Origin of the sequence: Cupriavidus oxalaticus (genome assembly GCF_004768545.1) — a bacterium.
GTDB lineage: Bacteria > Pseudomonadota > Gammaproteobacteria > Burkholderiales > Burkholderiaceae > Cupriavidus > Cupriavidus oxalaticus_A.
Map to the genome: position 1 here is coordinate 41225 of NZ_CP038635.1, position 19354 is coordinate 60578.

At 65.2% G+C, this 19354-nt stretch carries 16 protein-coding genes; 10 read left to right on the top strand and 6 right to left on the bottom strand.

Annotation, left to right across the window (positions count from 1 at the left end; translation table 11 throughout):
• Positions 1 to 211: 211 nt before the first annotated feature.
• Entirely contained in the window at positions 212 to 2719 is a 2508-nt protein-coding gene (locus E0W60_RS10955) for an EAL domain-containing protein (RefSeq protein ID WP_135704065.1), read from the bottom strand.
• Between the two features lie 475 nt (positions 2720 to 3194).
• Here E0W60_RS10955 and E0W60_RS10960 point away from each other — a divergent pair, with 475 nt between their 5' ends.
• From E0W60_RS10960 to E0W60_RS10975, 4 genes are all read left to right on the top strand, one after another.
• Complete coding sequence (locus E0W60_RS10960; RefSeq protein WP_135704066.1) at positions 3195 to 3878, top strand: type 1 glutamine amidotransferase domain-containing protein; 684 nt, start codon at positions 3195 to 3197, stop codon at positions 3876 to 3878.
• A 176-nt stretch (positions 3879 to 4054) separates the two neighbouring features.
• Complete coding sequence (locus E0W60_RS10965) at positions 4055 to 4708, top strand: hypothetical protein (RefSeq protein WP_135704068.1); 654 nt, start codon at positions 4055 to 4057, stop codon at positions 4706 to 4708.
• A gap of 128 nt (positions 4709 to 4836) precedes the next feature.
• A complete protein-coding gene (locus E0W60_RS10970) occupies positions 4837 to 6669 on the top strand; it encodes a lipase family alpha/beta hydrolase (RefSeq protein WP_135704070.1) in 1833 nt (610 codons plus the stop codon).
• Positions 6666 to 7886 carry a T6SS immunity protein Tli4 family protein gene (locus E0W60_RS10975; protein ID WP_135704072.1) on the top strand — a complete coding sequence of 407 codons (1221 nt, stop codon included), beginning with the start codon at positions 6666 to 6668 and terminating at the stop codon, positions 7884 to 7886. The genes E0W60_RS10970 and E0W60_RS10975 overlap by 4 nt, the downstream gene beginning before the upstream one ends.
• A gap of 39 nt (positions 7887 to 7925) precedes the next feature.
• Here E0W60_RS10975 and E0W60_RS10980 read toward each other — a convergent pair whose 3' ends face one another.
• Positions 7926 to 8585: a methyltransferase family protein gene (locus E0W60_RS10980; RefSeq protein WP_135704074.1), complete on the bottom strand. Its 660-nt coding sequence runs from the start codon at positions 8583 to 8585 to the stop codon at positions 7926 to 7928.
• Positions 8586 to 8741: 156 nt separating this feature from the next.
• Between E0W60_RS10980 and E0W60_RS10985 the strand changes: the two genes are divergently transcribed.
• Positions 8742 to 9065, top strand: a complete 324-nt coding sequence (locus E0W60_RS10985; protein WP_133096663.1) for a nucleotide pyrophosphohydrolase — start codon at positions 8742 to 8744, stop codon at positions 9063 to 9065.
• Positions 9066 to 9134: 69 nt separating this feature from the next.
• Here the strand turns inward: E0W60_RS10985 and E0W60_RS10990 are convergent, their stop codons facing one another.
• From E0W60_RS10990 to E0W60_RS11005, 3 genes are all read right to left on the bottom strand, one after another.
• Complete coding sequence (locus tag E0W60_RS10990) at positions 9135 to 9992, bottom strand: hypothetical protein (protein ID WP_135704076.1); 858 nt, start codon at positions 9990 to 9992, stop codon at positions 9135 to 9137.
• 144 nt (positions 9993 to 10136) lie between these two features.
• Positions 10137 to 11279 carry a hypothetical protein gene (locus tag E0W60_RS37005; protein WP_167884577.1) on the bottom strand — a complete coding sequence of 381 codons (1143 nt, stop codon included), beginning with the start codon at positions 11277 to 11279 and terminating at the stop codon, positions 10137 to 10139.
• A gap of 145 nt (positions 11280 to 11424) precedes the next feature.
• Positions 11425 to 12315: a class I SAM-dependent methyltransferase gene (locus E0W60_RS11005; protein ID WP_135704079.1), complete on the bottom strand. Its 891-nt coding sequence runs from the start codon at positions 12313 to 12315 to the stop codon at positions 11425 to 11427.
• Between the two features lie 74 nt (positions 12316 to 12389).
• Between E0W60_RS11005 and E0W60_RS11010 the strand changes: the two genes are divergently transcribed.
• Positions 12390 to 12818 carry a helix-turn-helix domain-containing protein gene (locus E0W60_RS11010; protein WP_135704081.1) on the top strand — a complete coding sequence of 143 codons (429 nt, stop codon included), beginning with the start codon at positions 12390 to 12392 and terminating at the stop codon, positions 12816 to 12818.
• 46 nt (positions 12819 to 12864) lie between these two features.
• Here the strand turns inward: E0W60_RS11010 and E0W60_RS11015 are convergent, their stop codons facing one another.
• A complete protein-coding gene (locus tag E0W60_RS11015; protein WP_135704082.1) occupies positions 12865 to 14664 on the bottom strand; it encodes a methyl-accepting chemotaxis protein in 1800 nt (599 codons plus the stop codon).
• 279 nt (positions 14665 to 14943) lie between these two features.
• On the opposite strand from E0W60_RS11015, the gene E0W60_RS11020 reads away from it, so the two are divergent.
• The 4 genes from E0W60_RS11020 (at position 14944) to E0W60_RS11035 (ending at position 19249) form a co-directional block, all read left to right on the top strand.
• On the top strand, positions 14944 to 16146 hold the full coding sequence (locus E0W60_RS11020; protein ID WP_135704083.1) for a DUF4382 domain-containing protein: 1203 nt from the start codon (positions 14944 to 14946) through the stop codon (positions 16144 to 16146).
• Between the two features lie 150 nt (positions 16147 to 16296).
• Positions 16297 to 17208 carry a DUF72 domain-containing protein gene (locus tag E0W60_RS11025; RefSeq protein WP_135704084.1) on the top strand — a complete coding sequence of 304 codons (912 nt, stop codon included), beginning with the start codon at positions 16297 to 16299 and terminating at the stop codon, positions 17206 to 17208.
• 22 nt (positions 17209 to 17230) lie between these two features.
• On the top strand, positions 17231 to 18652 hold the full coding sequence (dbpA, locus tag E0W60_RS11030; RefSeq protein WP_133096671.1) for an ATP-dependent RNA helicase DbpA: 1422 nt from the start codon (positions 17231 to 17233) through the stop codon (positions 18650 to 18652).
• 156 nt (positions 18653 to 18808) lie between these two features.
• Positions 18809 to 19249, top strand: coding sequence for a CBS domain-containing protein (locus E0W60_RS11035; protein ID WP_133096672.1), 441 nt, complete (start codon positions 18809 to 18811; stop codon positions 19247 to 19249).
• Positions 19250 to 19354 lie beyond the last annotated feature (105 nt).

The window sequence follows — 19354 nt, forward strand, 5'->3', positions numbered from 1 at the left end:
ATCGGCGACAGGCGAATGTGCAAAGGCTGGCCGGCATGCATGATGGCAACTATGTGCCATTCCGGCCTGATTGGCGCCCCCCAAAAGGGCGCTAAGGCAAGTCACTGGGTTCCCGCCTTCGCGGGAACGACGATAGCGCTAACTGAACGGCACTATCGCCATTGAGAATCGTGGCCGCAGCAAGTATGCATCTGGTGGCTAGCGAACGACGTCAGGCCCCAAAGCCCGCACGCTGCAACCGCTCAGCCGCCACAGGCCGCCCCAGCAAAAACCCCTGCCCCCGATCACACCCAATCTCCCGCAGAAACCGCAACTGCTCCTCGTTCTCCACCCCCTCCGCCACCACCGCCAACCCAAGCGACCGCGCCATGGCAACAATCGCCCGCACGATCGCACTGTCACGCCGCCGACCATCGATACCGGCAAGAAACGACCGGTCCACCTTCAGCGTATCCACCGGCAACGTCTGCAAATACGTGAACGACGAGTACCCCGTCCCGAAATCATCAATAGCAAGGCTCACCCCACGCCGCGCGAGCTCGCCCAGCAGCGCTTCCGTCACCCCATTGCCGGTCATGGCCATGCTCTCGACCAGTTCCAGCTGCAGCCTGCCCGGCGGCAAGCCGGCATCGCTCAGGATCGTGGTGAGGTCATGCAGGAACTGCTCGTGGCGGCATTGCCGCGCGGAGAGGTTGACGGCGATCCGGCCGAACGCGAAACCCTCTTCGATCCAGCGGCGCGCCTGCCTGCAGGCTTCGCGCAGTACCCAGGCGCCGATCGGCATGATCAATGCCGAATCCTCGGCGGCGGTGATAAACGCGCCCGGTGCCAGCAGACCCCGCGTCGGATGCTGCCAGCGCAGCAGCGCTTCCACGCTGACGATGGCCCCGCTGCGCAGGTCGAAGACCGGCTGGTAGTGCAGGCGGAATTCGTCGGCCGCCAGGGCGTTGCGCAGCTCGCTTTCGAGCGTGATCCGCTCCATCGAGGATGAGGTCATCTGCGTGGAGAAGAAGCGGAATCCGTTCTTGCCTTCGTCCTTGGCCGCGTACATGGCGCGATCGGCCTGCATCAACAGCTGTTTCTGGTCGGTGCCGTCGTCGGGGTAGATGCTGATGCCGATGCTCGGTGTCACGAACACGGTTTGTCCGTTGGTGTCGATGGGGTGCCCGACCGCGCTCAGCAATCCCTGGGCAATCTGCGCGACGTGGCGGATGTCTTCGATGTCCTCGATGACCACGGTGAATTCGTCCCCGGCCAGGCGCGCCACCGTGTCGCTTTCGCGAACGGATTCCCTGAGCCGCCGGGCGATGGCCTTGAGGGCCTGGTCGCCCACGCCGTGCCCCATGGTGTCGTTGATCAGCTTGAAGCGGTCGAGGTCGATGAACATCACGGCCACCCGCCTGGCGGCACGCTCGGCGCGGGCGATGGCCTGCTTCAGGCGCTCGCTGAACAGGGTACGGTTCGGCAGGGCCGTGAGGGCGTCGTGCATCGCCAGGTGGTTCAGGCGCTCTTCGTCCATCCGGCGCTGGGTGATGTCCGAAAAGATGGCGGCGTAGTGCGTGCAGTCGCCATCGGGGCTGTGGATGCCAGAGATCGACAGGTACTCCAGGTAGAGTTCACCGTTCTTGCGGCGATTCCAGATCTCGCCCTGCCAGCTGCCATGCTCGCGTAGCTGGCGCCACAGCGACCGATAGAACTCGGGGCCCTGTTTTCCCGAGTTCAGCATGCGCGGGGTCTTGCCGATGGCATCGGCCCGGGAGTAGCCGGTCAGTTGCGTAAAGGCCGGATTCACCCGCTCGATTACACCATTCCGGTCCGTCACCATGACGCCGTCGAGCGTGGCATCGAACACGCGGTCTGCCAGCTTCAGGTGATAGGTGGATTGCAGCAGGGCTTCATCGCGCTCGCGCAGCGCCAGCTGCAGCTCGTGCACATACTCGTATTCGATATGGCTCAGGATGTCGGCCAGGCTCAGCACACCCACCAGTTCGCCGTGGTCGTGGTGCTGGTCGTCAAATATGCCGACATGGCGTATGCGGTGTTCGATCAGCGTCTGGCGAGCCGCGTAGAGGCTTTGGGATCGCCGCAATGCGCGCAGGGGGCGCGCTGCGTGTTCGGCCACCGTGCCGCCCAGCGCATTGGCGGCTGCCAGGCGGACAATATCGCGTTCGGTCAGGATGCCGTACTCGCCTGCGGGGTAGCGGACGATGATGGCGCTCAGCCCGCCGGTGCGCATGGCGTGCATCGCGTCGGGCAGGCTGGTGTCGGGCGCCAGCACGACAGGCCGGGACAATCTGACCGAATCGATCGGCCTGGTGCGCAGGAAGAATTCCGCACCGTGGCCCATGACAAGATCGGTCTGCGAGAGCATGCCGAGCGGGTGTCCGGCATCGTCGACCACCAGGCAATGGCGGATACCCTTGTTCTTGAAATGGACGACCGCATCGCCAAGGCGCGTGCGGCCGGGCAGGGACTGCACGGGATGGCTCATCAGCGCGCTGATCGGACTGGACAGCGCGTCGGCCGCGTCGCCGAGTGTCAGCGCATCGCGTTCGGTCCAGATGCCGACAGCGCGCCCCTGGTCCATCACGACGATCGAACTGCAGCGGCGCGCCGTCATTCTTGCGACAACTTCGCTGACGGGAGTCAGTGGCTCGCACTCCAGCGTTGATTTCGATACCAGGCGTTCGATCTCGATATCCAGGGTGTGATGCGGCATGTTGTACCCGTAATGTCTGTGTCTTTCTTTTGTTCAGCGCTATCCGTTAGCGCTCGCCAGCATAGTGGCGGGATCGGTGGCAACCGTTGATGTAGATCAAGGCGGAATCTGCGTGTGCCAAATGGATACGCTGGCGAGGGCGCGGATAGCGCGGTGCCCGCCGACGAGTGACATGCCGGCTCGCAGCGGGCCTGAAAACAAAACGGCGCGGGCCATCTGGTCTCGCGCCGTTTTGGTTCGGGTGCTGCGAAGTGCCGCAAGGCGAAGCCTCAGTACTCCCAATGTGCCCCCAAAGCGTGGTCCATTTCAGCCTTTGATTTTGAAGCCGCATCGTCCATGCTTACCAAGGTCCATGCGCATCAAGCAAGCCACGGTTGCTGCATGCCGTCCCACCCACGACGCAGCGCCGGCAATCCGTCGCCGTTGCGCCGCTTCAGCCCCATGGACTCGTGCTCCCCCCACCTGGAGATCCGTCATGAAAGTCCTGATTGTCCTGACGTCTCACGACCAACTCGGCGATACCGGCGAGAAGACCGGGTTCTGGCTGGAAGAACTGGCCGCACCCTACTACGTGTTGAAGGATGCCGGCGTCGAGGTGACGCTTGCTTCCGTGAACGGCGGGCAGCCCCCGCTCGACCCGAAGAGCAATGACCCTTCCTTCCAGACCCACGCGACTCGCCGCTTTGACGGCGATGCGGAAGCCAAGGCGGCACTCGCGGCGACGATCAAGCTGTCGGAGGTCTCGGCGGACGGGTACGACGCCGTGTTCTATCCGGGCGGCCACGGGCCGATGTGGGACCTTGCCGAGGACTCGCACTCGAAGGACCTGATCGAGCGCATGATCGCCACAGGCAAGCCGGTCGCACTGGTCTGCCATGCACCCGGCGTGCTGCGTCATGTGAAGGCGAAGGACGGCAGCCCCCTGGTCAAGGGCAAGAACGTCACGGGTTTCACGAATAGCGAGGAACAAGCGGTCGGACTGGCCGAAGTCGTGCCTTTCCTTGTCGAGGACATGCTGAAGGCAAGCGGCGCCAATTTTTCCAAGGCTGCGGACTGGCAACCGTACGTGGTCACGGACGGCTTGCTGATCACGGGACAGAACCCGGCGTCCTCGGACCCCGTTGCCAATGCGCTGCTCACGCACTTGAAGCATGGCTGATGAGACGAGCATAGGGGCCGGGAGCACGATCAGGGCCGATGGGCGTCTTCGCGAGCGGCGATGCCAGACGAGATTCGGGAAAATTCCGTATGCAATTTGGATTCGCGCTATTGAGTGAGTGTCTGACGTAGGCTTTGATATTCGATTCCCATCGACTGGCGCCAGCCACTCCCCAGATGACGAATCGCATCCACCGCAGAACACTTCTCACCCTGGCGGCCCTCACATTGCTTGGCACTGGCGGATGCGCCACCAAGGCCTTGATGGACAAGGCGACTAAAACCGAGTACCGGCGATACGAGGAGACGGTCAGCCAGGTGCTGGTCACCGCGGACGGCAAGAGGCTGGCGGTTCTTGGTCCGAAATATCACTACATCTTCGATGTACCGGAGGGTTTGGTGCAGTTGCTGGACTCGCCGCTGCACCGGAAAATGTCGGCCCGCTTTGATGTCTTTAACGTCAAGGCAAATGGCGATGTCGAAGGGCCGTTTGCCTTGATTCTCGAGCAGGCAAGCCAGGAGGACCGGCTGGCCGCCAAGGCGTTCGGATTCACCGATTTATCGACGACCCGCGCGGTGCGGTGGTTTGCCTTGCAAGGCTCCCGCTACTCCGCTGCCAAATTCAGCATGCCGGCGGGCACCAGGCCATTGAATCAGCCTTACCGGGTCGAGGTCAGGGAAGCGCTGCCGAACGGCGCGAGGGAAGCGCTGGTTGTCATGACGCCACTGACGGTTGCTGCGGATGGCGCCTTGATTCTGCTGGCGATCCCGCTGATACCGCTGGCACTAGTGGTGATGCGCGACTTGCAAACACTACCCATCGGTTTCTGATCTACAGCCCACGACTAGCATCGTTGAGATGACGTCGATTCCTACCAGCTGACCAGAGCAATCCGATACCTGCCTCTGCGGGCGCTGGCTATAAAGGAGCTCCACCTCTCACACGGCGGAAGTGCTCTATGGAATCTGATCGCATCTACCTGAAAACCGGCGAGGAAATCGGTGGGCACGCCGGTGCCACCATTGCCCTGACGCCTTCGACCGACAAGCGGCGCGTGAGCCTGCAGGTGCCGCCTGCCAGGGTGATTCCCATCATCTTTCTGCCGGGCATCATGGGCAGTAATTTGCGCATGAGCCGCACGCGCCAGAAGGAGATCGGGCGTACTGACAACATCGCATGGCGTCCCGACGACCGTTGGGACGCCCTTGCCCGTCGCAGGGATTCGCCAGCCCTGCGGCAACGGAACTTCGACCCCGACGCGACCGAAGTGGACCGTTATGAAATCACCGAGGATGCCGGCAAGTTCGACATGACCGGCGCGGAAACGGTGGACTCCGACAAGCGTCACAGCAATGTGCCGGACGGACTGCCCGATATCGGCTTGCTGATGAGCGCACCGCTGCCGCCAGCCGGCGAGGAATGGAAAGCCCGGCGCGGCAATCATGAATCCACGGCGGCGCAGAAGGCGCGCTGGCGCGGATGGAGCGAAGTCATGTTCGAGACGTACGGCACCGTGATCAAGCTGCTGGAGGCGCATATGAACGACATGTTGATGCCATCGTCCAAGGAGCTCTCGCCAACCTGGAAGCACGGCAGGAAGGTAAAGGTGCTGGGCGTCGCTCCCGCCTACTGGGGCGGTGCGGGCGATGCGCTCACCGAGGACGATATCCGGCGCGTGTCGAACTGCTGGTACCCGGTCTACGCGATGGGCTACAACTGGCTGCAAAGCAACGGTACGTCGGCGCGGAAGATTGCCAGTCGCATCGACGAGATCATCGGAATGTACAAGGCCAATGGGCGGAAGTGCGAGAAGGTGATCGTGGTCACTCATTCCATGGGCGGGCTGGTTGGCCGCGCGCTGCTACATCCGGACTACGGCAACGCGAAGGACAAGATTCTCGGGATCTACCACGGTGTACAGCCAGCACTTGGAGCCGGGGCGGCCTACCGGCGCGTGCGCGCAGGCTTCGAGGCGCAGACCAGTCTGTCTGGGGAGTTTACGCGGGATGTCTTGGGCAGAACGGGCAAGGAAGTGACGGCAGTCTTTGCCAATGCTTCCGGGGCATTGGAACTCTTGCCGAACGCCTCATATCCGCGCGGCTGGTTGCGTCTGCAAACATGCGACTACCGCCAGGTGATGGCGTTGCCGATCGTGTCGGATGAACCATTGAAAGCGTACCGGGATGATCTGGAACTGCACCGCACGCTGGGCGCGAGTAAGCCAGCGGCGCCGGTGGCTGTTGGCGATCCGGTCTATGACATCTATGGGCGCAACCCGGAGTGCTGGTGGCGGCTGCTGAATCCGGAGTGGATCAATCCTGCCGACAAGAAGTATGAACGTGCGGATCCTTACGCATTGGCTAAACAGCGGATTGCCGACGCACTGGACTTTCACAAAAACATCAAGGACCTGTATCACCCCACCACTTATGCCAGCTATGGTCATGACAGTGACCAGAAAGCCTACGGCAGTGTGACTTGGCGCGCGGACACTACCGATCTGGCGCCGCACGGCGACCCGCTCACATGGACGCTACAAAGCGAGGACGCCGAAGGCCGCATCGTGGTGCGCACCAAGAGTGGTCAGCCGTTGACGCTGCGCCTGGAGCCTCCGGAGGACGCTGGGGACCAGACGGTGCCGGCCAAAGCCTCGGCCGAAGCCGTGCGCGGTACGCTGTTCCGGCAGACCGGCTACGAGCATCAGGACAGCTACAAGAACGATCAGGTATTGGCGAGCACACTGTACTCGATCATCAAGATCGCCAACACCGCCGAATGGTGGGATCAATGATCCGCCGAGCCCTAACCATAAGCTTTGCCGCTTTGCTGGTCGCGGCCTGCCAATCGCATACCTATCCGGGGAAGAACATGTCGGAACCCGCTGCACTGTCACCGCGCTTGCAAACGCTCTTCGCCAAGACCAGGCAGGTATGTTTTGGACGCTACGTGGTGGAGGTGCCGGCGGAAGCCAAGTTGCTGTGGGGCTTCCAAGAGTTTCCGGGAAAGATCGTCGCACACATTGGAGCCGCTGGCGAACTGAAGGAGGTGGCGCAGGCGTATCGCGACAAAGTGCTTGCGGCAAACAAGACTGCCGAGATTTCCTATTTCGGGCCGGGACCTATTCACAAAAGCATCGAAGTTCGATCGTTTGAGAGCAAAAATGCGAAAACATTTGGAGTCGAGAAGGCAAGGACATTCGTGTCAAATGGCTCACACCTGTTTGAATGGTTCTACGGCGGCGAGGAGCTCGCCCCTTTGGTAGCCGGCATCCGCGCACGCGACAACGCCGACATTCCAACTGCTCCAGGCGTCTGCATCGACCACGGCTTCGTCGCGGACGCATCCGGCACATTCCAGGAAATCTTCAGCGCAGGTATCCGTCTGCCAAGCTTTCCGGATGTCAGCTTTTCGGTGGACTCCAACAAGCTGGCGACCGTTGACGACACCGATGACGTAGGATTGCTGGCCTCGATCGCCCAGCAAAAGAAGGATCTCGGCCACCGCTATCCAAAGCTGACGACCTTGCGGGAGCGCAAGCGTACGGTCGGCGTCTGGCAGGGCGAGGAATCGCTGGTCCGCCGTGCGGATGGCACGCATGACTTCGAATGGGAGGCCGTGGGCAAGGAACGCTCAACGCTGCACCCCGCCTGGATCAACGCGAAGATGTACACGAAGGTGGCCGCCAATCGTGTCGGGGCCGCAGACACGGCATCGTTGAGCGACGAGGAAGCCATTGCCCTCTGGAACAGGCTGCTGGATGGCGTGCGCTTTCGCGTCAACGCGCCGCCGACGCAGACGGGTGGTCCCGTCACGGTGCGCTCGGACGAGATCACGACCTTGTCCGGCATGTGGCGCGCCTCGCTTCCGCCGGGACACCCACAGGCGGCGTGGGTGGGCAGCAAATCCAGCATCGTCAGGCAGAAGGGGATGCCGATGATCCGCTTCGGGCTGTCGCCTGCCGACGAAGCGCTGGTGGTGTGGACGTGGATGGGTGAGGCCAGTGAATGAACCGTTGCACTGCTGCACGGCGAGATGGTGGAGGACCGCCTAATACACCCCCGGCACCATCCGCCACGTCCGCCCGCAGTACGCCGCATACTCATCGCCAAACTGATCGAGCAACAACGCCTCTTCCGCGCGGATGCGCGCTACCAGCACAGGCACCATCGCCAGTGTCAGCAACACCCCCACGCCTGAGCGGAACCCGAGTACCCACCCCAGCGAACTGATCACGAACCCGAGATAGCTCGGATGCCGGATCACGCCATAGATGCCGGTCGTCACCAGCGTATGCCCGGGCTGTATCGCCACCAGCCCGCTGAACCGCCGCCCGAGCACGAACACCGGCCACAAGCGCAGCACGCCGCCAGTGGCAAACAAGGCCACGCCGATCCAGCGCACGGTATCGCCGTCCAGCGTCCAGAAGCCGATGCGGTCGGTATAGGCCGGCAGATACGCCGCAAGCAGCCCCAGCACGCCGAACGCGCCCAGCACCCAGCGGTTGCCGCGGTCTTCGCGCATGCCGCTGCTGATGTTGCCGCCCGAGAACAGCGCGGCCACGGCCAGTGCAAACAGCACGATGGTGAGTGCCACGCGCGCGGGATGCGCGAAGAAGGCGCCGATGCCGCCCCAGCCTGCGATTGCGATGGCCAGGTAGGCAACGGTGCCGGCGAGGGTGGCGAATGCCAGGCCGGGAGTCGGGCGCATGGAGACCTCCGCTGCGACGATCGATGCACCTGTGTAGCGTAAGCCCGGTAGGCTTGGCTGTCGAGCGGGCGTGGTCGTGCTTAAATTGCGGGTTTCACCCTGCTGCCGATGCACCGACGTCGCAAGGGGGCCATGAAACGCCAACGCCATCCCGCCATGCCACTGATCGATATCCAGAACCTCCAGCAAGCCGCCTTTGCCTTTGGCGAGGCCCGCAACTGGGGCAAATACCACAGCCCCAAGAACCTGGCGATGGCGCTGAGCGTCGAGGTGGCCGAGCTGGTCGAGATCTTCCAGTGGCAGACCGAGGACGAGTCGCGTCAGGTCATGTCGACGCACAAGCGTGAGCATGTGGAGCAGGAGCTGGCCGATATCACCATCTACCTGACGCAGCTGGTGACGGCGCTGGGTGTGGACCTTGACGCCGCGGTGCGCGCCAAGATGGAGATGAATGCCCGGAAGTATCCGTTGCCGGAGTGAGCGGGCGGGTTGCATGCGCTGACATCGGCAACGCAGGCCTGCGTCGCATTGCGCGACGGCGGCGCGGCCTCATGAGCCGGATGCTCCCAGGATGCATAAGAACAGCACCGCATTCAGCACCAGCAGTCCGCTGACCGTCAGCGCCATGGCCGATGCGTCGCGCAGGCGCTCGCGCAGGCGGTGCCCGCCCGGCAGCCATTCCCCACGCGTCCTGCGGGACCAGCAGCAAATGCCCGCGCCGCACATGCCCAGCCACGCCAGCGTGCCAAGCGATTCCCATCCGGTTTGCCGGGGTGCCTGCGCGCGAGGCGGCGACGTACGTAGCGGTATGGAAGCCGGGGGCGGACGATCGACTGCGGCGCGGGGGACGGGGTCTTCCAGAATTCCCGATTCGACTACGGGACCAGGCGGAGGCTGCGGCGCGATGTCCGGTGGCGCTGGCTGCGGCTCGTTCGGCCGCGTTAGCCTGGGCGCCATCTTTGGTGCCGCTTGCGGCTCGTTCTTCGCAATGCTGTGCACGGGCGCCTCGGGTTGCGACGCGGTGGCGCGAGGCTCCGGCTTGCGGTTCCGGTGCGGGCGCCAGCTGGCAAAGACGTTGTCCAGGCATGCCACCGACGTGCAGGCATCCCGGCGCCGGCGCCATGCGATGACCTCGTCCTGCCCGATTACCCCGGCGCGCAGCAGTCGCTGCTGCTGCGCATGAATGCGTTCGTGATTGCGATAGAGCATCGCGTAGTCGCAGATCAGGGTGGCGGCGCTTGGTTGCCGGTGCTCCCTGCACGGGCTGCCGGAGGCGAACAGATCGTCGCAGCGCGCGGCTGGCTGACGCAGCGTGTGCTTGCAGGCGATATCCGACGCCTGCGCACCGGCGGTGAGCAGAAGGTTGATCGAGATGCAAACGGCCAGTTGGCCCGGAAGCCTTGTCATGCTGTCGCCCGGGGCAAGCCGAGGGAGGCGGCGCAAGCGGGGCGTCGATGGGCTCCTATTCTGGGGCTCTGCGGCGGATGTTCGGTGCGGTCGCGCACGGAACGGCAGGGGTATCCCGGCCTGAGCGCAAGGCCATGACCGGCGTTACGCCAGGATCCAGAACAGCACGATGCTGTTCACGGCGATCAGTCCCGCCGATACCAGCACGATCCGCGCCGCGGTCCGCGTCCGTTCGCGTCGGCGCGCGGCATCCGGCAGCCATTCAATCCGCCGCCTCCGGCACCACCAGGCCAGGCACACCCCGCACAGCCCCAGCCACGCCAGCGCGACAAGCGTTTCCCATCTGCGTGGCAAGGTGCCATCCACGGGGTAGGCGGGGGTCCATAGGGTGGCTGGGCCGCGAGGTGGCTGATGGATCGCAACCGAGGCGATGGGGCGCTCAGGGGTTTCTCTTCCGGTCGCGGCCTCGGGCCTGAGCTGTGGCGCGGGCACTGAGGCGGAATCCGGGAGCGGCGGGTCGATCGTGACCGGCGCGATGGGAAGCGCCTTGATGTTCCTGTCGGCCACAGGCTCAGGCGGAAGCTGCGGCGCAGGTGGTGAGACGGTATCGGGGAGCGATCGGTTCTTCTCGACAGGGGCGGGCTGTTCCCGGCTTTCTGTAGACGCCACGGCCGCAGCCGGCAGCGTGTCCCGCTGCTGCCGTTCGTGCCGCTCTTCCTGCTGCCCCTCCTGCTGCCTCTCCTGCTGCCTCTCCTGCTGCCTCTCCTGCTGCTTCACCCGCGGCTCCGGCTTCCCGACAGGCGTAGGCTGCCGGACCTCAGCCTTCTGTCCGGCAGCATCCGGCTTGCTCTTCCTGGTAGCGCGCGCGGGTTGTGCAGGCACCCCCGGGGGCGCGTCGGCGGCGGCGGGAATGGGTTTCTGCCTCGCGTAGTCGCGCCAGTTGGCGAAGGCCCTGTCCAGGCACGGCACCGAGGTGCAGGCATCCCGTAGCCTTCGCCATGCGGCGATATCGTCCGGCCCGAACTCCCCGGTGCGCAAGCCCTGCAACTGCTCGGCGTAGACGCGTTCATACGCGCCGCGGAGCATTGTGTAATCGCAAATGAGGGCCGCGCCACTGGGCGGCTTGTCCGCATGCCTGCACGTATTCCCTGGGGCCGACTGGCCGTCGCAGCGGGCGGCCTGCGAACCCAGCCCATGATGGCAGGCAATATCCGACGCCTGCGCACCCGTGGTGAGCATCAGGCTGAACGCGACGCAGGCGGCCAGTCGGCCAGGAAGCCTTGCCATGCAATTTTCCCGCAGTAGCGGGATGCGGTGCGCGATGGCGCCGAAGGGTTCCTATTCTCGACCTGCACAACGGAAGCTCGGTGCGGTAGCGCACTCAACCCAGGCATTCCCGGTCGTGGAGTGCGGCAGGCCCGAAACCGTGGCGTCAGCCATGCTCAGTTGCGTGCTCTGCCTCCGGGCCGGCGGGCGCCCGCGCAGTAATCATCCAGCAGGCTGCGGTGAAGGGCACGGTCTCGCCCTGCACATAGGGCCTGAAGGCGTTGCCGACGACTTCGACAACCTGGGCACGCGTGACTGCGTCTGCGTCGCGCAGCGCCAGGCCGACGGGGCCCAGGCTCGTGAAGTAGTCTTCCAGCGCGTGCGCCGGCAGCGCGCATGCCACGTCGACCGGCGTGATGTCGATGGCGGTCCAGCCGCTGTCCTCGAGGATGGACCGCACCAACTGGCGATCGCCGAACGCGAACTGGCCAGGCCCACCCGGCTGGCGGGGTGGCAGGTTCGGCAACAACGGCGCAGCGGCGCGCTCGGCAGTGGTCATGAAGGGGTTGTCCGCCGCGCTGCGCCAGGCGATGCAACGCAACGCGGCGCCCGGCTTTGCGGCACGCCGCAGGTTGGCAAAGGCGGCGACCGGGTCGGTGAAGAACATCACGCCAAGGCGCGACACGATGGCGTCAAAGCTGCCTGGCGCGAAGGCATGGGCTTGTGCATCCGCGTGGACGAACGTGGCCGGCACGCCTTCCCGTTGCGCGCGCGACCGCGCCACGTCCACCAGCGGGCCGGAGATGTCGATGCCCGTGCAATGCCCGCGCGCACCGGTCAGCCGCGCGAGGGCCAGCGTCGTCGCGCCCGCACCGCATCCTACGTCGAGCAAGTGCTGCGCCGTGCCGGCATCGACCGCGCCGGCCAGCAGCGCTTCCATCGGCTGGAGCATCCGGTCAAGCAGCGCCTGCTGCGCTACCCATGCCTGGCCGGTCGGGCCGTTCCACAGCGCGGCTTGTTCGCCGGCGCCACTGCTTGTTGCCTGCTTGTCACCCATGGTTGTGTCCTCCTGCACGCCATCGCGGCGGCGAAGCTACACTGTGCCAGTTCAAGTCAACTTGAGGTCAAGCGGTGACAAGCCTGGATATCGCCGAAGTGGCGCAGCAGGCGGGCGTGCCTGCGTCGACGCTGCGCTTCTATGAGGAAAAGGGCCTGATCGCCCCGATCGGCCGGCGTGGCATGCGGCGCGTGTACGACGCCGCGGTGCTCGAACGCCTGGCGCTGATCGCGCTCGGGCGGGCGGCGGGATTCTCGCTGGACGACATCGCCCGGATGTTCTCGCGGCAGGGCGGGCCGCAGATCGACAGGAAGCTGCTCGCCGCCAAGGCCGATGAGCTGGACCGGACCATCCGGAAGCTGACGGCGATGCGGGACGGATTGCGGCACGCGGCTGCGTGCCCGGCGCCGAGCCATATGGAATGCCCGACGTTCCGGCGGATTCTTGGTGCGGCGGCATCGGGGGCGATTGGCGGGCGCCGCAAACGTACGGCCGCCGCTTAAGCCGGCGCGAAGGCGGCCTGCGGCCAGCCTTCGCGTGGCCAGCCCCTTACCCCAGCCTGAACTGCCCCACCGCCCCCGCCAGGCTTCCCGCCTGCGTCTGCAATGCCGCGGCCGCCGCGGTCGACTGCTCCACCAGCGCCGCGTTCTGCTGGACCATCTCATCGAGCTGGCTGACCGCTTTATTCACTTCTTGAATGCCGCGTGTCTGTTCCATCGATGCGTGAGTAATCTCGTTAATAATTCCGGTCACCTTCGACACGTTGCTGACGATCTCGTCCATGGTCTCGCCGGCGCGCCGGACCTGGCCCGAGCCGGAGGTGACACTGCCCACCGTGGACTCGATCAGCGTCTTGATCTCCCTGGCTGCCTGCGCACTGCGCTGGGCCAGCGCGCGCACTTCGCCCGCGACCACGGCAAAGCCCCGGCCCTGGTCGCCCGCACGCGCGGCTTCCACGGCGGCATTCAACGCCAGGATATTGGTCTGGAAGGCGATGCCTTCGATCACGCCGATGATGTCCGAGACCTTGACCGAGGCGTTCTCGATCTGGCCCATGGTGGCGATGACTTCGCCGATCACCACGCCGCCATCGGCGGCCACGCGCGAGGCGGTGCTGACCGACTCGTTGGCATGCTGCGCCGAGTTGGCCGACTGGCTGACGGTGGCGGTGATTTCTTCCATCGACGCCGCGGTCTGCTCCAGGCTGGCGGCGGCGGATTCGGTGCGGCGCGACAGGTCGATATTGCCGGCGGCGATCTCGTCGGACGCGGCGCGCACGGATTCGCTGGCTTCGCGGATCTGGCGCATGGTGGTGCAGAGCTTGTCGGCAAAGGTGTTGAAGGCGCGCGCGATCTGCGCGACTTCGTCGTTGCCGTGCGCCGGCAGGCGCTGGGTCAGGTCGCCGTCGCCGGAGCCGATGGCGTCCATGGCGTCGCGCACGGTGCCGAGGCCGCGCAGCGACATGGTCGCCACGCCCCACACCACGATGGCCGCAACGCCGGCGATCAGCACCAGCGCGATCACCGAGGCGATCAGCACCGAGCGCATGCCGGCGGTGGCCTCGGCCTTGTCGAGCGCGACGATGACCATCCAGTCGGTGCCGGGGATGGCGCGCGCTCCGAGCAGCTTGGCGCTGCCGCCGACATCGACCTGCAGCGGCGTTGTCGCACCGGCCAGCGTGCCGAGCTTGTCCGCGGTCAGCGCGGGGATGAGGTCGGTGACGGGCTTGAGCGTGAGCTTGTCGTCGGTATGCGCGACGATCTCGCCGGACTTGGCGACCAGCATGCCGAAGCTCGCCGGCGTCGGATGGATCGCCTTGACGTTGGCGACCACGGTGTCCATGGCGACGTCGCCCGAAACCACGGCCTTGATGCCGCCGTCGCGGATCACCGGCACGGCGAAGGCCACCACCAGCTTGCCGGTGCCGGCATCGACATAAGGCGGCGTGACCACCGGCTTGCCGGCCGCGGCGGCCTGCTTGTACCATGGGCGGCCGGTGGGATCGTAGTCGGGCGGGATGCCTTCGGGCTTGGAGAACTTGGCGGTCTTGTCGGCATAGCCGACGTAGACGTTGGCAAAGCGGCCGGCATCGGCAATCTGCCTGAGCGCGGCATCGGGTTCGGGCTGCAGCACGGCGTCCTGCAGGGAATTGATCATCTGGCTGTGCGACGCCACCCATTCGACGATGGCGCTGGTGTGGCCGCTCTGCACGGCGGCCAGGCTGCTGTCGATGGCGTCTTCGTTGTAGCGGCTGGCGACGGACTGGTTCAGCGCCGTATTGATGGCGAGCGCGGCCACGACAATGGCCACGCACAGGGCCATGATCCGGGCGCGGAGGGTATTAAACATCGGGGGAGTTCCTTCGTAGGGAATCGTTGGGGGCGTTTGTTCGTGGGATTTCCACCCCGCTGTATACGGTGCACCCGCTTGCCGACTTGAGGCAGGAAGGCGAGATGTTGGGGAATTCACCGAAGTTGATGACGCAACGTACCCACTTGCTGTGTGATCGGAGCGTCGTTCAGGATACTGAGGCGAGGCTTCCTTACAACGCATTACAAAGGCTTACACCGGGTATGCGTTTCGCAGCATATTCTCCGATCAACCTATGACAAAAATTGGAGAGACACCGTGCTGAACCTTTCACACTCATCCACGCCGCTGCGCATCCTGGCGCTGAGCGGCGCGCTCGCGCTGGCCGCTTGTGGCGGCGGCGGTGGCGATGATTCCGGTGGCCAGGGAACGCTGAAGGTCTCGATGACCGATGCGCCCGCCTGCGGCTATGACAATGTCTTTGTAACCGTCAACAAGGTGCGCGTGCACAGCAGCGCCAATGCCGAGCCCGGCGCCGGCGGCTGGGTCGATATCGACGTGGTGCCCGCGCGCAAGATCGACCTGCTGTCGCTGACCAACGGCGTGCTGACCACACTGGGCCAGACCGTGCTGCCGGCCGGCAACTATCAGCAGGTACGGCTGGTGCTCGACGCGAACCGCGGGGGCGGTTCGGGTGCGCTGGCCAACTCCGTGGTACCCACCGGCGGTACCGAGCAGGCGCTCGATACGCCCAGCGCGGTGCAGTCCGGCATCAAGATCAACCGCTCGTTCACGGTCGCGTCCGGCACGCTCACCGACCTGGTGCTGGACTTCGATGCCTGCAAGTCGGTGGTGACGCGCGGCAACGGCACCTATGGCCTGAAGCCGGTGGTGACGGCGATTCCGACGGTGGTCAGCGGCGCGGTCACCGGCGTGGTGGCCTCGGCCCCGGGCGCACGCGTCTATGCCGAGCGCAACGGCGTGGTGGTGAAGGCGACGGTGGCCGATGCCAACGGCAATTTCACGCTGTCGCCGATCGAGCAGAGCAGCACCGCCGGCGCGGTCGACGTGGTGGTGGTGCCGGGCGAAGCCAATGGCCGTGGCACGGGCATCGTACGCAGCGTGCCGGTTGTGGCGGGCGGCAGCACGGCGATCTCGAATTCGGCATCGCCGATGTCGCTGCCGACTTCCGCGTACCGCCGCGTCTCGGGCACGGTGACGCCGGCTTCGGCCGAAGCGACGCTGCGCGCGCTGCAACTGGTCAACGGCGGCACCTTCGAGATCGCGGCGACCGCCGCGGAAACCAATACCGGTGCCTACAGCCTGTTCGTGACCGAGCGGGCGCTGCCGGTGGCCGCGCCGGTGATCGGCACCTACCAGGCCTCGCTGCCGATCCCGCTGCAGCCTGACGGCGCCGCGGGCGGCAAGTACAGCGTGCAGGCCACCAGCAACAGCGGTGCGGTGGTGACGCAACAGGTCGATGTGAATACTGCCGATGTGATCCAGAACCTGTCGTTCTGAGCGGGCCCGGGTTAACGGGGGACCAGCCGGAAACGGGCGCAAGCCTGCTTCCGGCTTCTTCGTTTCTGGCGCCTGCCCGGTTCGGCATGGCGCCCCGCTGGCCGCGGTTTCCCGCTAGACTTGGACTCTCGCGTCCAGGGAGATCGCGCCATGGCAGCACGCACCGCGGCCAAGTCCGCACCTGCGCCGGCAACTGAGCCGGCGTCTGCGCCGACAGCAGCGCGGCGCAAGCCCGGCGGCCTGTTCCGGGTCGGCATCGGCGGCTGGAATTTCGCACCCTGGCGCGACAACTTCTATCCGGCCAGGCTGCCGCAATCGCGCGAACTGGCCTACGCCAGCCGGCACCTCAGCGCGATCGAAATCAACAGCACTTATCACGGCACGCAAAAGCGTTCGTCGTTTATCAAATGGCGTGATGAAACGCCGGAAGATTTCGTGTTTGCGGTAAAAGCGTCGCGCTTTGCCACCAACCGGCGCGTGCTGGCGGAATCGGCCGAATCGATCGAACGCTTTATCGACAGCGGCATTGCCGAGCTGGGCCCCAAGCTGGGTCCGCTGGTCTGGCAGTTCGCACCGACCAAGCAGTTCGACGGGGAGGACTTCGAAGGTTTCCTGCAACTGCTGCCGGCTTCCGTCGAAGGCGTGAAGCTGCGTCACGTGCTCGAAGTGCGGCATGACAGCTTCATGACGCCGGACTACCTGAAGCTCGCGCGCAAGTACAAGGCCGCCACGGTGTTCACCGATTCGCCGAAATTCCCCTCGATGGCGGATTTGACCGGGGATTTTGTCTATGCGCGCCTGATGGAAAGCAGCGAGAAGCTGAAGACCGGCTATGGCCCCAGTGCGCTCGACGAATGGGCCGGACGCGCGCAGTCATGGGCGCAGGGCGCGCAGCCGGACGACCTGCCGGTGCTCGAAGACCGCAAGCCCGCGGCACCCAAGCGCGGCAAGCGCGAAGTCTTTGTCTTCTTCATCAACGGCGCCAAGGAACGCGCGCCGGCCGCCGCGCAGGCGTTGCTGGAGCGGCTGGGCTGGACGCCGCCCGCCGACGCGGATGCCTGACGCCGGCTCGCTATAATCCCGCATGAACTCGACCCCTGTCCAAGCACCCCCGCAGCCGCAAGCCGGCCCCGCTTTTTCCACCCTCCCGCTGTCGCCCGCCATGCTCGCCACGCTGGCGCAGCTCGGCTACGACGAGATGACGCCGATCCAGGCGGCCAGCCTGCCGATCACGCTGGCGGGCCAGGACCTGGTCGCGCAGGCCAAGACCGGCAGCGGCAAGACCGCGGCGTTCGCGCTGGCGCTGCTGAACCGGCTCGATCCGCGCCGCTTCGACGTGCAGGCCATGGTGCTGTGCCCCACGCGCGAGCTGGCCGACCAGGTCACCCAGGAAATCCGCCGCCTCGCGCGCGCCGAAGAGAACATCAAGGTGCTGGCGCTGTGCGGCGGCTCGCCGATGCGCCCGCAGGTGGATAGCCTTATTCACGGCGCGCATATCGTGGTGGGTACACCGGGCCGGATTCTTGATCATATCGATCGCGGCAGCCTGGACCTGGCGGCGATCAACACGCTGGTGCTCGATGAAGCCGACCGCATGCTCGACATGGGCTTCTTCGACGATATCGCTTACGTCGCCAGCCGTTGCCCGAAGGAGCGCCAGACGCTGCTGTTCTCGGCGACGTATCCCGAAGGCATCGACAAGCTTGCCCACAAGTTCCTGCGCAAGCCGCAGTCGCTGAAGCTGGAAGCGACGCACGACAACGCCACCATCCGCCAGCGCTTCTATGAAGTGGAAGAAGGCGAGCGCCTGGGCGCGGTCGGGCGGCTGCTCGACCATTTCCGCCCGGCCAGCACGCTGGCGTTCTGCAATACCAAGGCGCGCTGCCGCGAGCTGGTGGAGCTGCTGCGCGCGCAGGGCTACCAGGCGCTGGCCCTGCATGGCGACCTGGAGCAGCGCGATCGCGACCAGGTGCTGGTGCAGTTTGCCAACCGCAGCTGCTCGGTGCTGGTGGCCACCGACGTGGCCGCGCGCGGGCTGGATATCGCGCAGCTGGAAGCGGTGATCAACGTCGAGATCACGCCCGATCCCGAGGTGCACGTGCATCGCATCGGCCGCACCGGCCGCGCCGACCAGGAGGGCTGGGCGTTCAGCCTGGTCAGCATGGACGAGATGGGACGCGTAGGTAATCTCGAACAGCACCACGGCGGCGAGTTCGAATGGCATTCGCTGGCCGAACTGACGCCCGCGAGCAGTGAGCGCCTGCTGCCGCCGATGGTGACGCTGCAGATGCTTGGCGGCCGCAAGGAGAAGATCCGCCCCGGCGATATCCTTGGCGCGCTGACCGGCGAGGCCGGCTTCACCAAGGAACAGATCGGCAAGATCAACGTGCTCGATATGTCGACCTATATCGCCGTGGAGCGCAGCATCGGCCGCGAGGCGGTGAAGCGGCTCAACGCCGGCAAGGTCAAAGGCAAGAAGGTGAAGGTGCGACTGATGACGGAATAAGTGGAAGCCCGCAGTCGTGGGTGCGCCACAACATCGCTTACAAAGATTCGCGTAAGTCACCCTGTAAGCCGGCGCATTCCTTTGCTACTCTGGTTCCATTGGTCGCAAGGCAGGTAGCGCCAGCCGCATGATTTCTCGACGGAAGAGGAGTTGGTGATGAAAACTGCACGCCAGGTTCTGGAATCCAAGCCGACTCAGGCCATCTACAGCATCCCGCCGACGGCGACGGTCTATGCCGCGCTGCAGCTGATGGCCGAGAAAGGGATCGGCGCCCTGCTGGTCATCGAGCACGGTGACATCAAGGGCATCCTGAGCGAGCGCGACTATGCGCGCAAGGTGATCCTGATGCAGCGTACTTCGCGCGAGACGCTGGTACGCGACATCATGACCACCTCGGTGATCTACGTCAGTGCCGGCCAGAGCACTGACGAATGCATGGCGCTGATGACCAAGCACCGGCTGCGCCACCTGCCGGTGATGGAAAACGATGAACTGGTCGGTATGCTGTCGATCGGTGACCTCGTGAAGGACATCATCTCCGAGCAGCAGTTCATCATCGAGCAGCTGGAGCATTACATCCATGGGGGTGGGCATTAGGCAATGCGTTGGGCTGGTGGGGAATTGATGCGCCGGCCCTGCCCCCTGGCCCTTCTCCCGCGGGCGGGAGAGGGGAGAAAACCGTAGGGGTTTGACGACATGCCC